The sequence below is a fragment of the Shewanella sp. MF05956 genome (assembly GCF_059758055.1).
Map to the genome: position 1 here is coordinate 230,424 of NZ_JCAYNV010000006.1, position 14,004 is coordinate 244,427.

Below are 14,004 nucleotides of genomic sequence, written 5' to 3' on the forward strand. Positions count from 1 at the left end.
ACGACATGAAAACAAAATTAAACATCATCACCTTAGCGTTATTATCAAGTTGTAGTTTTGGCTTATTCGCACAAGGCTATGGCTTAATGAATGCAAAAACAGACAGCGTTAAATTCGATGCCTGGCAATGTAAAGGTTGCGTGGTTGAAACTGGCACAACAGGTTACGTCGAAGCAGGCATAGCCTATAACGGCGAAGATGATATTCAATCTGCCAATGCATTCAATAGCAGTAACCAAGTAGCAGGCAAAGTAGACGCGGATATTCGCTATAAAGGCGAAACAGGTTATCAAGCAAATGTTGAGGCTCACAATCTCGGTATGGATAATGGCCGTATCGATATCGATGTCGGTAAACAAAGCGTATATAACATCAATGTTAACTACCGCTCTTTTGCCCACTATCAATCAAACAGTGCGTTAAGCCCATATCAAAATATTGGCAGTGATTACCTATCACTGCCAGACAATTGGGTCACAGCAGGCTCAAGCCCTGACATGCCAATGCTCTACAGTAGCTTAAATCCTGTAGAACTATCATTAACGCGTGACCGTACAGGGCTTGGGTTTGAATACCAGACAGAATCGCTGTTTACCACTTATGTGAATTTTCAACGTGAAGAGAAAACCGGTACTAAAACCACATCAGGCAGTTTTTATAACCAGTCTATGATGTTGGCAGAGCCTGTCGATTACACCACCGACATCCTCAATGCGGGTATTAAGCTTCGCGGAGACAATTGGTTTACCAGTGTAAATTACACTGGCTCAGTGTTTAAAAATGACAATAATCAACTCGGTTTTGACAGCGCATTTAATCCTACATTTGGCGCACAAACCACAGGCTATATTGCACTAGATCCTGATAACGAAGCCCACACAGTGTCTTTATTAGGTCAATATAATATGGCCATGACGAACCTAAGTGGTCGCTTACTGATTGGGCAAATGACGCAAGATCAAACACTCACGACTATAGGTTACGGATACCCACTCCCCGCAAACAGTATTGATGCAAAAGTGGATATCACCGGCGCGACCTTAAAGGCGGTGACACGACTTAACCGCGCTTGGCGAGTCAGTGGCAGTTATGACTACAACGACCGAGATAATAAAACTCAAATCGAACAATGGACCCAAATCAGTATCAACGATGTCACCGGAGAAGCTGCGTACAACACGCCGTATGATCTCACCACTCACCGCGCCAAATTATCAAGTGACTATCGTATTACCCACGGTATAAAGCTTGATGGCGGTTACGACTTTAAGCGCGAAGAGCGTAGCTATCAAGACCGTGAAACCACCGATGAAGACACCTTATGGGCGCGGGTCAATGTTAACAGCTTTGACATGTGGAATATGTGGTTAAAAGGCAGCGTGAGTCAGCGTGATGGCTCACAATATAACGCATCGATGTCATCGTCATCAGAGCAAAATGCACTATTACGTCGTTACTATCTTGCCGATCGTGACCGCAGCCAAATAGAAGCACGTTTCAGCCATACACCTTTAACCGATTTAACCGTCGATTTTGGCGCACGCTACGCATTAGACGATTACACTGAGACCGACATTGGTCTCACCAAATCAACAGACACTTATTACGATATTAATCTGCATTACATGGTCAATGCAGATCTATCGCTAAATGCATTTTACAATCATCAAATCATTGAATCTGAACAATCAGGCAGTTCAAATTTCAGCGTCGCCAACTGGCAAGCTGATATTGAAGACACCATTGATTATGTCGGTGCAGGCATGAGTTACAGCAACTTAATGGACAGCCGACTAAAACTAGGCCTAGATTATTCCTACTCCGATTCAGACAGCACCACTCAAGTGAGCCAGGGGATCACCGGCGATTACGGCGATTACTTTGCTAAAGTGCATAACATCAATCTATATGGCCAATATCAAGCCACAGACAATATGAGCATTCGTGTTGACTACAAAATGGAAAAATACCTTGATAACGACGACGCCAACGACCTCAACCCAGACACCATCTGGAACGTAGTCAGCTTTGGCAATGTAGACCATGATTACACTGCACATATGATTATGCTGAGCATGCGCTATAGCTTATAAAGACTTATAAACGATAGTGTTAACGATTAAATGCCAACATCTTTATGTTGGCATTTTTATATTGTGGACAAAAAACTTGCAACACAACCGCATTTAACATTATATTAACAAGGTGAATACCTTGTGATTGAAATTTGGGCAAAAGGATGTTGCCCACATTTTCTTGCTATTTCCCTACCTACCTCTCCCTCCTCAAATGCATTTTTTTAACATTGACTGCCACTATCAACACACATAAGTTATCATGATCTCAATGGCGGCGTTATTGCCACACACGATGGAAGTTCGAGGGGATCATGCTTCAAATTGATACAGATATTGCGGGTAAAATTGTCGACCGCACAATGAAAATTATTGGCCACAATATCAATGTCATGAACGCACAAGCTGTCATTCTCGGTTCAGGTGAAAAGCACCGTATCGGCACCATTCATGAAGGGGCTTTACTTGCCATTAGCCAAAACCGTAACGTCGAAATAAATCACACCATTGCCGCTAATTTACAAGGCGTAAAACCAGGGTTAAACCTTCCTCTGCACTACCAGGGGCAAGTTGTTGGCGCAATTGGCATCACAGGCGAGCCTGACACCTTAAGCCATTATGGCGAATTGCTTAAAATGACGGCTGAAATGATTGTCGAGCAAGCTAACTTGCAAGAGCAGCTACAGTGGCAAAATCGCCAAAAAGAAGAGTTTATTTCACAGCTTATTCTTGCGAGCGAAGCAGAACTGCCGTCACTAAAACAGTGGGCATTGCAATTGGGTATTGATTTATCCGTGCCACGAGTTGCAGCCATCATTGAACTCGACAGTCATAACGCGGCTTTTCAGCAAGACAATCAAGCACTCAAACAAGTGATGTACTTGCTGCAACACCCCATGCGTGACAATTTAATCGCTATGACATCGCTCACTCAATTAGTGATCCTTAAACCGGCATTTCTAGACGGTAAGCAATTTGACCCCGAACTTGAAAGCCAGCGCATCGATAAATTACTCAAACGCCTGCCAGCAAACATGCAATTGCGTTTACACATCGCATTAGGGCATTATTTTAGTGGTGATTTAGGCATTACATACTCTTACCGTACAGCCAAAGAAACCCTCGACATTGGCAAAAAATACCACCCAGAAAAAAGCAAATACCTTTATCAAGACTACAGCTTACCGGTGTTACTTTCGGGCTTACGTCACCACTGGCGAGGTAATGCACTTGCAGCGCCTTATCAAAAGTTAATTGAAGCTGACAATAATCAACAATTACAAAAAACCTTAGCGGCATATTTACAGCACATGGGTGACTTACAAGCGTGTGCCAACAGCTTGTTTATCCATAGAAACACCCTTCGTTATCGCCTTGATAAAATTCAAAACGTGACCAATATTGATTTGCATAATTTCAATGGCTTACTCAGTTTGTACCTCGGGCAACTTATCCATCAGCCAGAATAAATTAACCAGCACAATGAATTGTGCATATGCACAACAAACAAAACAAACTACCTACGCAGTTAATGCAAATGAACAAAGCAATTTTGGCCTAATGATTTACTATTGTTGAGTGTTTTTACCCTCAAACAATAATAATGAGTAACCTATGGGCTTAATATTGATCCTACTCGGCGTGATCGCGTTTATCGTGGTTGCCACCTCCAAATTTAAACTACATCCGTTCTTAACCTTAATCTTAGCGTCATTTATTGCCGCTTTTGCTTACGGCCTGCCAAGCCAAGAAATTGCCAAAACCATCACTAACGGTTTTGGTGGCATTCTTGGTTACATTGGTTTGGTGATTGTCTTGGGGACAATCATTGGCACCATTTTAGAAAAAAGTGGCGCGGCCATTACCATGGCAGAAGTGGTCATAAAGCTTTTTGGACAACGTTTTCCAACCTTAACCATGTCGATTATCGGCTACCTGGTATCAATCCCGGTTTTTTGCGACTCAGGCTTCGTGATTTTAAATTCGCTAAAGCAATCAATGGCCCACCGTATGAAGGTGTCTAACGTGGCAATGAGTGTTGCGTTAGCGACGGGGCTTTATGCTACCCATACATTTGTACCGCCAACGCCAGGGCCAATTGCCGCTGCAGGCAACTTAGGCCTAGAGTCACAATTAGGCTTAGTCATTGCTGTCGGTGTCTTTGTGGCCGCTATCGCTGCATTTGCAGGCATGCTTTGGGCTAACCGCTTTAAAAACGAAGAACCTGACGGTGAAGGCGCAGAAGAGTTAACTCAACAACTTGATCAACTCGATGACCTTAAAAATGCATACGGTAAATTACCAAGCCCAACTAAAGCATTTGCACCGATTTTTGTACCCATTGTGTTGATTTGTTTAGGCTCTATCGCCAGCTTCCCGTCAAAACCACTTGGCGAAGAAGGCATATTTTCAATATTGGTGTTTTTAGGTCAACCGGTTAATGCCTTAATGATTGGTTTGCTGCTGTCTTTATCACTTTTAAAAAGTGATAAAAAAATTGCCGAGTTCAGTGAGCGGATCAGTCAAGGTTTAGTGGTTGCTGCGCCTATTTTACTGATCACGGGTGCCGGTGGCGCATTTGGCGCAGTGTTAAAAGCAACAGAAATTGGCGCATTCCTTGGCAGCAGTTTATCGGCATTAGGCGTCGGGATATTTATGCCCTTTATCGTCGCCAGTGCATTAAAGTCAGCACAAGGTTCATCAACGGTAGCTTTAGTGGCCACTTCAGCACTGGTCGCGCCATTATTGGGTGATATTGGTCTTGATTCTGAAATGGGCCGCGTACTAACAGTGATGGCAATTGGCGCTGGCGCAATGACAGTATCGCATGCTAATGACAGCTTCTTTTGGGTTGTCACCCAGTTTAGCCGCATGAGTGTTAAGCAAGCTTACCGCGCACAAACGGCAGCTACATTAATCCAAGGTATCACCGCCATGATTACTGTGTACCTCCTCAGTTTATTTTTACTGTAAATTATCAGGGCCATATATGAAAATCGTAATTGCACCAGACTCGTTTAAAGAAAGCCTTAGTGCACTAGAAGTGGCAAACGCTATTGAGCAAGGGTTTAAGCATATTTTCCCCGATGCGCAATATTGTAAAGTTCCCATGGCTGATGGTGGCGAAGGAACAGTACAAGCTATGGTGGATGCAACCGGTGGACATATAATAGAACGTCGCGTTACAGGGCCGTTAGGCACTCCGGTAAAGGCATTTTATGGCATTCTTGGGCAACCTGATGCAAACGGTCAGCATACTGCCGTCATAGAGATGGCGGCAGCATCAGGCCTTCATTTAGTACCACCAACACAACGAAACCCACTATTGACCACCAGTTTTGGTGTTGGCGAATTAATCGCCGATGCACTTAATCAGGGGATCAGGCACATCATTTTAGGCTTAGGTGGCAGCGCGACCAATGATGCTGGCGCCGGCATGATGCAAGCGCTTGGTGCAAAACTCACTGATATTGCAGGGACCAATATTAAATTGGGTGGTGCAGCACTTGCGACATTGCACAGTATAGATATTCAATCACTGCACCCAAATATCAGTGATTGCACAATAGAAGTCGCCTGTGATGTAGACAATCCATTATGTGGGCCTCGAGGGGCTAGTGCCATTTTTGGTCCACAAAAAGGGGCAAGTCCTGCCATGGTAGAACAACTCGACCAGGCATTAGCCCACTTTGCCAATGTGATTAACCGTCAACACACACCACAGATTACATTGGATTGTGAACATCAAGCTGGAGCGGGCGCGGCGGGTGGAATGGGATTTGGCGTAATGGCACTTTTAGCCGCGACCTTAAAACCTGGAGTTGAAATTGTCACCCAAAGCGTTGAGTTGGCAAAACATTGCCAGGATGCCGATTTAGTTATCACAGGCGAAGGGCGTATTGATGCTCAAACTGTCTATGGCAAAACCCCAATGGGTGTGCTCAATGTGGCCAAAAGATACAACGTGCCCACAATTGCGATAGCCGGCTGCTTAGGTGATAACGCTGATGCGATTATTCAACATGGAATGAAAGCCATCTTCCCTATTATTCCTGCGGTACAATCTTTAGAACAAGTCTTGTCTGATGCTCAGGTAAACCTAACCAATACGGCGCAGAATATTGCCGCGGTATGGTCGCTCTCATTCAAGCAAAACTAAGTGTAAAGTGAGCCACCACCAGCGCCTAATACTCAATCGTGTTAGGCGCTTTTTAATGCGTAAGTAGTATAAATACTTGAAGCTAAGCAAGGCTTACAGTAAAGTTAGCACCCTCTTTTCGTCCTGTAGACATAGCGCGCATTTTAACGCATTTATCATCGTCTATAGGATGCAGTTCTCACCACTACGGCAAGCACAATGACCTCAAAAATTCCGCGTCAAGCACAGGCTTCAGCAGACAGTTTATTGCGGATTTTTACCGCACCTGAAGATGCTTCATCGACGCTAAGCATTATTGAACAGAGGTTATCACAAGACTTAGCCGGATTTTTAGGTAACAGCATTGCGGCATTAGAAAAGCCATTAGCTGAAATTGAAACTGATTTTAATGCCCATCAAATTCCAGTAGACCCCACTTTTGTGTCTGACTACGCTGACGAAATCATGCGTAATTTAGTGGCCCACTCCGTTCACACTGCGGCGCCGAGCTTTATTGGCCACATGACCTCTGCCCTGCCATATTTTGTACTGCCGTTGTCTAAAATGATGGTCGGATTGAATCAAAATTTAGTTAAAATTGAAACATCCAAAGCCTTTACCCCGCTTGAACGTCAAGTGTTAGGCATGATGCACCACCTCGTTTATCAACAACCAAGTCACTTTTATGACCAATGGATGCACAGCGCCAATCATTCCTTGGGTGCATTTTGCTCTGGTGGCACTGTCGCAAACATCACCGCGTTATGGATTGCCCGTAACCGATTGCTCAAACCGCAAGATGACTTTAAAGGCATCACTCGCGAAGGCATGCCAAAAGCGCTTCGGTTTTATGGATTTGATGATTTAGCCATTTTAGTGTCTGAGCGTGGCCATTACTCTCTTGGTAAAACCGCTGACTTACTCGGTATTGGTCGCGACAACATTGTGAGTATCCCAACGGATCATGACAATAAAGTCGACGTTGAGGCAATGCGCGCAGCCGCTAAAAAATTAGCGACACAAAATATTAAAGTGATGGCCATTGTCGGCGTTGCAGGCACAACCGAAACCGGCAATGTCGACCCATTGACAGAACTGGCTCAACTTGCGGCAGAATTACAATGCCATTTCCACGTTGATGCCGCCTGGGGCGGCGCAAGCCTATTGTCGAACAAATACCGCCATTTACTCAAAGGCATAGAACTTGCTGACTCGGTCACCATTGATGCTCATAAACAGATGTATGTGCCAATGGGGGCCGGCATGGTGATGTTTAAAGATCCTGAGCTAGCACAAGCCATTGTGCATCATGCTGAATATATTTTACGTGTGGGCTCTAAGGATTTAGGCAGCCAAACACTAGAGGGCTCTCGCCCAGGCATGGCTATGCTAGTACATGCGTGTCTGCAAATTATTGGTCGCGACGGTTATGAGATTTTAATTAATAACAGCCTAGAAAAAGCCCGTTATTTTGCATCGATTATTGAGCAACACCCAGAGTTTGAATTAGTGACCAAACCTGAGTTGTGTTTACTCACTTATCGATATATTCCCAGCACAGTTCAGCAGTTACTTAACGAAGCAGTAGCAAGCAATAACGAGCCTTTGGTTCGTAAAATCAATGAGCTTCTCGACGGCTTAACCCAATTTATTCAAAAGCATCAACGTGAACAAGGTAAGTCATTTGTCTCTCGTACCCGTATTAAACCAGCCAAATATTTCAGGCAGCACACCACAGTTTTTAGAGTGGTATTAGCTAACCCTCTCACAAACGAGCAAATATTGCATGACGTGTTGACTGAACAAGTTGAGATAGCCGCGTTGGACAATGAATTTTTACCACAAATCATGGCATTAATGAATTAAGCTGAGTGAGCTGCAACTTAAAAAAGCCTATTTACTATTGAAAAATCAACAGTAAATAGGCGTTATCAACCAAAGTCATTTGCAAACCACATGTAAAAAGATCAACGCTTAAAAAGTGAACACCTCTACAGACTTGTTCAATTGCGCAGAAATACCTTTTAACTCAGTCGCGGTATGGCTGTTACTTTGTGCACTATCAAACGTGTCTTTTGCTAAATCATTAATCGCCACAATACTTTGATTAATTTCTGCCGCTACATGGGTTTGTTCTTCAGCAGCGGTGGCAATTTGGTTATTCATATCTAAAATCAACGACACTGACTGCAAAATAGCTACTAATGCTTCGTTTGCACTGGCAGAACGCGCCGCAGTACTTTGGGCATTTTTCATATTCACTTGCATCAAACTCACCGACTCTTTTGCTTCGGTCTGCAATTTGCTGATCATATCTTGAATTTCACGAGTACTTTCTTTAGTACGATTAGCCAAGTTTCTGACTTCATCTGCCACCACAGCAAAACCACGACCATGCTCACCCGCTCGCGCCGCTTCAATAGCAGCATTAAGCGCTAAAAGGTTGGTTTGCTCCGAAATGCTATCAATCACTTCCAAAATGCCGCCAATGCGCTGAGTTTCTTGCTCAAGTCGAGTCGTTACTGATACCACTTTATCTAACCCGCCCACTAGGGTGGTAATTTCAGTATTCATTTCATTCACGATTTGGATACCGCCTTCTGACGACTTTTGCGCTTCATCTGCGGCCGTCGACGCCTGTAAAGCATTACGAGCAACTTCATCGACAGTAACCGTCATTTCATTCATGGCGGTCGACGTTTGCTCTAACTGCAACATTTGTGATTCCGAACTTTGACTCACATTTGATGCTGCTGAAAACATTTTATCTGAAGATTTCATTAACTCAGTACTTGCGCTATTTATGCGCTGCAGTGTGGAGGTGAGTTGCTTCACCATCACTAACGTAGCGGCGTACACGCCGGTTTCATCGCCAGTTCCAATCCCTGCAGCAGATAAATCCCCTTTAGCGACTCGTTTAACGATTTCTTCAATATCGGTTGGTTCACCACCAATTGGGCGGTACATAAGCCGTGTCACTAATACATACGTTAGCGCCAATGACGCCAATAATGCCAACACAGCAATACCTACGCTCAGTATTAAGTTGGTTGTTGATGCGGCATTAATATTCTGCCAACGATCCCAAGACCATACACTCCAACCTAAGGCGGCTAACTTAGCATTGAGTGCAAAGTAATCCTCGCCAGCCTGTTGGTAATTTATCCCTGTTGAATCACTGTTTTTAAATGGGGCAAAATCAGGTTGTACATCGAATAAATTTTTACCAATCTGGTCTGGATACTTAGAAGCTAAAATAAATCCATCTTCTCGGCTCACATACAACTGGCCACTTTCAGACAATCCAGCAATGAAATCGGTAATCGATTGCACTCCAATATTAACGCACAATACCGCTATTATTTTTCCTCCACGGATAACAGGAACGGCAACCGCCATTACTGGTGTTCCGGTACTACTAATATAAGGAGTAGTGACAATGTATTGTTCACCAGCAAAAGCCCTGACATACCATTCACGCTTAAGCTCTACTGCATTAAAGTTTGGAATTACGCCATTAGGTAAATACGTTTCACCATTTTCCAGGCCAATATAGGCTTCTAACACACCGAGATCTTTCTCTACATGGGCCAACTGTAGCTTAATTTCATCAATATTAAGTTGCCCCTCATCTATTGGCATATTTGCAGCGACTAACGACAAGCTGTCAAAGTAACGCAGCATTCTTTGCTCTAATGCATCCGCGATCAGATGAGCTTCATTACCTAATTTCTCACTGTAATCATGTACAGATGATGCTTTAAAATTTAAGTAACTCACGGTAGTGATCAATACAATTACGGCAGCAAATAAACCACCAATAAAGCTGACCAACTTGAATTTTGCGCTCATTGCCACTCCTAAATTATTGTCATACTTTGAATCATAGTTATTTTTGAGTAATTGATCTTTTGAGTAATTGAACTTTTGAGCCATGTCATTAACAGATATAGCAACTTAATATGTATAACTATAAGCCACTGTGGAGATTTGGTGAGACTTTATAAAGTGACTAAATACTTTATCGGCTCAAAACCCCAAAATTAAATAGCTGCACGGCATAAATATGCCGAAAACAGTATTCATCAAAAAGACATGCGAATGATTAGGAGCGAATAGATCCCAGATAGCGCTATAACTATAGTCAGTCGTCGTATCATTGATTTGTGAGTCAGCAATTATTTAAACCAGGCTTGAGTAACCTTGAGAGCAAAAATCTTCTGCCAGACCTGCACGATTAATGGCCAGCAAACTAAATCATGAACATAAATCTTGAGTGATGCAGACAAATCAGAAGCTGCGGAGCTATCTATTTAAGCGAGCTCAGGGTTTCGCTTAAATCACATCTATAAAATACTCCATAAACTCTAATTTAGTTGACTGTCTGTCCGCCCCAAACATTACGAAGCAAGGTATTGAATCCATACAAGACTTTTAAAATTTTTTCCATATCAACGATCATTAACATCCAAATCAATGAATCACCGACTGAGATAGACAACTGGTGTAAAGATGAAGCCAGCATGAGTAAACAAATTACCACCATCAGGATTGCTCCAGAGAAAGCAGCGAGTAAATTTGCGACCTGATGAATAAGAACATCATATTAGGCGTAAACTAGAGGCGAGTTGGCAGGGTTAGAACGGAGGAACAAGGGTGCAAGACGAGGAAACTACGTGATCTCATGACCAACGTAAATGATGCCGCAGTGCAAATATAAATATTTACTCTGTTCTTACTAAATTCTGATTGTTAAAAGACTACCCTATGTAGATTATAGGTAAGAAAAAATACCCTATTATGTAGTATTCTAGAGCAAAAAGACTGGCTGGATCCTCAAGCAAATAATGCATTTGTTAATTAAGCCAGCTTGATAAGTATCATAATTCACTTTACTACGAGTAACGTCATGATTAATCAGCTACAAGAAAAATATCAACTGTCGTTATTGTTGCTACTCAGTGCTGTCGCTGTGTTAGGCGTTTCCCCATTTGTAGTGATACGTTATTTGGCTGGAAACTTCACGGCGACTATCATTGATACAATACTTATCCTAGGGATTATATCTTTAGTCACATACGCGTATTACTCGAAAAAAATCCGAATGGTAAGTGCGGTGATAGCAGTATTTATTAATGCAGGTGTTGTCATCATCGCAATCGCTAACGGAGTTGATAGTTTTTTGTGGGTTTACCCCGTCTTCGCAAGCACTTTCATTTTGGTAAAGCCAGTTGAAGCCTTTTGTATAAATATTATCGCCGGTATTTCGGTAGTAGAACTATCTGATATTTTTAACACTATTTCAGAGGACTCTTTCATTATAACAACGTCAATGTTGTCATTAAGTGCCTTCGTTTATGCCAGCCATGGGTTAAAGCAATTTCGTTTACTTGAAACACTTAATACGGTGGACGTATTAACGGGTGCCTTTAATCGTCGAGCAATGAGTTCAGATTTGAAAGTCGCCCTGGCTAACGCCGAGCATAACGATATTAAATATTTTTTGGTCATACTAGATTTAGATTATTTCAAAAAAGTTAATGATAAATTTGGCCATGCTGTTGGTGACAAAATACTGCAAGACTTTGTCACCATTACCACATCGAATATTCGTAAATATGACAAACTTTACCGATTTGGTGGGGAAGAGTTTGTACTCTTAATTCCCGAGAATAACGATAGACAACATACGTTTTTTGATGACCTTCGCACAACGATTAAAAAGGAGTTAACAACACCAGATGGTGAAGAGGTAACGGTGTCATTTGGTGTTGCTCATTGGGTACCAGGTACAACCGAAGACACTTGGTTGCAACGTGCCGATGAAGCACTTTATCAAGCTAAAGCAAAAGGTCGTGATTGCGCAGTTTTTAGCCACAAATAGTGTTATTAACGCATAACGGTGAGATGTCATTATTCAACAAAACTTCCCCGTCAAACAAGACGTTATTTAACATTTTGGTTAACTTGTATTTTATTTAATTCTTGAGACAACATGTTTTCCATAGTGTCGTGTTGCGGCAACTTTTTTTCAAGGATATCAACGAGTTCATTATATTTTGGCGAACCACCTAATTGTGGTAATATTATCGTGAAAAAGACTAAGAAAATAGCCAGATAGGTAAACTGTTCATGAGGCAAAACACCAAACAACATGGCGATTAAAAGGCCAACTAATATCATGAATAACACGGGCTGCATCCACTTACTTTTATTACGTGATGTCATAGCAGCTTTAATCACTGCGATTTCCTTTTGAGACATATCCATTATCAAATATCCTTAAAAAATGCGTTAACACTTATTCGTAAGGCGGTTTTCAAAACATCAATCACCTATAGGATAAGATCGATACCCCATCTACATTCTGCTACAACGTTACCAGTCTCCTGTCAAAATGATTAACAGATTGAACCGTATGATCTGATGACACCTTATTTTAACAAACCAATGCGCTGATACTCTGCTTTAAATTCTTTGCTGTTAGCTTATTTTCTTTGTCGCTTTTTTCGTCGTAAGTCACGGGCCATGGCGTCTGTCGTTGGGTATTTTGGTAACACTAACCATAAAACAACATAAACGAATATTGGAATAGCAAAAAATAGGCTAGTTAACAAAAATACTAACCTGATGCTGTTTTTTCGCAAATGATAATACTCTGCAATGCCCGAGCAAACGCCAGCAATAATTGCAGATTCGCCACGAGTTAGCACTTTTATATTATCTAGACTTTCCAAGCCGTTGATTTCCTCTTGGTCTGGTGTAACGAAGCATCATGACGTTAGTAACCGTAGGCCATAAAATTAACGCTACGGTGCTTAATGCTCTGACTATTTGTTAAGTTTCTTCTTTGATTTTGTTAGCATATTTACCAAAGACTTTACCTGTGGTGGCCCATACCATCACGCCGCCCCAGGCGATAAAAGACAGACCTGCTGGGATACAAGCCAATAGAATGTATTTGAAGTGTTTTCTATTAAAAATTAACGAAAGAAGTGCTGGAAGAAACCAAAGAATAAGCCCGCCTATCACTAACGCAGCCATAAACATATAATTGTCACTTGCCAACGTTTTATCTATAAAATCCATTTACTTAATCCTTTTTAAAATTGATAAATCTTACTCATATTTAGACATAACGCAGCAAAGAGAAAATCGTCATCTGCTCGTTTTGTTAGCTCTTTGCCATGCACGTTTACACTGAAACTACGCCAATAAAAATAACAACTCAGTAACATTACAATAGTCATTGCAGAATATGCAACTAAAACAGGTACAAGGCATTGTTTAACATTTAGATACTGAAATTAAAAAGGAAAGTGCAAATACACGTTATAAGACGATAATCCTCAGAAAAGGCTACTTGTTATTTAATTTCGTACTTTATCCAACGCCCCGCAAACTGCATTAACGCCTTGAATCGCTCTTGGGGTTGCACGGTGCAGTAAGTCTGCATCGAACTGATATATATGCTGTTTTTTTACTGCGGGAAGTTCTGGCCAATCGGCCCAGTTCAATTTAGTGGCGTCAGGGTAAACATTTATAAAAACAGTTCAAAACTTGTCCCTTAAGCTAATTTCTGTCGGATAGGCGACACCTGTTACCAAGTGCCGCCCTCCTAAGAACCGTACGTGCAACTTTCACTGCATACGGCTCAAGCCTCCGCTAAGGCGTGTTCTGTTACCCAGCACCCTATATCGCAGCCAAGACGGGTTCGAACCATGAGTTTCTACCTTCCTTTGCCCGCTTGCGCGTACCTAAGTAAGCTGCATATTCGGGGTCGTAAGGTGT

At 42.2% G+C, this 14,004-nt stretch carries 10 protein-coding genes and 1 pseudogene; 6 read left to right on the plus strand and 5 right to left on the minus strand.

From position 1 onward, the window contains the following. Nucleotides 1-5: 5 nt before the first annotated feature. The 5 genes from AC19MX_RS08985 to panP all read left to right on the plus strand — a co-directional run bounded on the left by AC19MX_RS08985 (nucleotide 6) and on the right by panP (nucleotide 8,079). Nucleotides 6-2,093, plus strand: coding sequence for an MtrB/PioB family decaheme-associated outer membrane protein (locus tag AC19MX_RS08985; RefSeq protein WP_498297730.1), 2,088 nt, complete (start codon nucleotides 6-8; stop codon nucleotides 2,091-2,093). A 296-nt stretch (nucleotides 2,094-2,389) separates the two neighbouring features. Continuing rightward, nucleotides 2,390-3,544: a sugar diacid recognition domain-containing protein gene (locus tag AC19MX_RS08990; RefSeq protein WP_498297732.1), complete on the plus strand. Its 1,155-nt coding sequence runs from the start codon at nucleotides 2,390-2,392 to the stop codon at nucleotides 3,542-3,544. A 145-nt stretch (nucleotides 3,545-3,689) separates the two neighbouring features. Then, nucleotides 3,690-5,048 (plus strand): GntP family permease, encoded by a 1,359-nt coding sequence (locus AC19MX_RS08995; RefSeq protein WP_498297734.1) that lies wholly within the window; start codon nucleotides 3,690-3,692, stop codon nucleotides 5,046-5,048. Nucleotides 5,049-5,064: 16 nt separating this feature from the next. Then, a complete protein-coding gene (locus AC19MX_RS09000; RefSeq protein ID WP_432405074.1) occupies nucleotides 5,065-6,234 on the plus strand; it encodes a glycerate kinase in 1,170 nt (389 codons plus the stop codon). A gap of 198 nt (nucleotides 6,235-6,432) precedes the next feature. Next, entirely contained in the window at nucleotides 6,433-8,079 is a 1,647-nt protein-coding gene (gene panP, locus AC19MX_RS09005) for a pyridoxal-dependent aspartate 1-decarboxylase PanP (RefSeq protein ID WP_498297736.1), read from the plus strand. Between the two features lie 108 nt (nucleotides 8,080-8,187). Here the strand turns inward: panP and AC19MX_RS09010 are convergent, their stop codons facing one another. Beyond that, nucleotides 8,188-10,065: a methyl-accepting chemotaxis protein gene (locus tag AC19MX_RS09010; RefSeq protein ID WP_498297738.1), complete on the minus strand. Its 1,878-nt coding sequence runs from the start codon at nucleotides 10,063-10,065 to the stop codon at nucleotides 8,188-8,190. Nucleotides 10,066-11,122: 1,057 nt separating this feature from the next. Between AC19MX_RS09010 and AC19MX_RS09015 the strand changes: the two genes are divergently transcribed. Further along, nucleotides 11,123-12,097: a GGDEF domain-containing protein gene (locus AC19MX_RS09015; protein ID WP_432405065.1), complete on the plus strand. Its 975-nt coding sequence runs from the start codon at nucleotides 11,123-11,125 to the stop codon at nucleotides 12,095-12,097. Between the two features lie 62 nt (nucleotides 12,098-12,159). Here the strand turns inward: AC19MX_RS09015 and AC19MX_RS09020 are convergent, their stop codons facing one another. The 4 genes and pseudogenes from AC19MX_RS09020 to AC19MX_RS09035 form a co-directional block, all read right to left on the minus strand. Next, on the minus strand, nucleotides 12,160-12,483 hold the full coding sequence (locus AC19MX_RS09020) for a hypothetical protein (protein WP_498297740.1): 324 nt from the start codon (nucleotides 12,481-12,483) through the stop codon (nucleotides 12,160-12,162). Between the two features lie 218 nt (nucleotides 12,484-12,701). After that, nucleotides 12,702-12,926, minus strand: a complete 225-nt coding sequence (locus tag AC19MX_RS09025; protein WP_432405169.1) for a PspC domain-containing protein — start codon at nucleotides 12,924-12,926, stop codon at nucleotides 12,702-12,704. Between the two features lie 124 nt (nucleotides 12,927-13,050). Then, nucleotides 13,051-13,302: a superinfection immunity protein gene (locus AC19MX_RS09030; protein WP_124729983.1), complete on the minus strand. Its 252-nt coding sequence runs from the start codon at nucleotides 13,300-13,302 to the stop codon at nucleotides 13,051-13,053. A gap of 281 nt (nucleotides 13,303-13,583) precedes the next feature. Next, nucleotides 13,584-13,730: pseudogene (locus AC19MX_RS09035) on the minus strand (cobalamin-binding protein); the annotation flags it as partial. Between the last annotated feature and the right edge of the window lie 274 nt (nucleotides 13,731-14,004).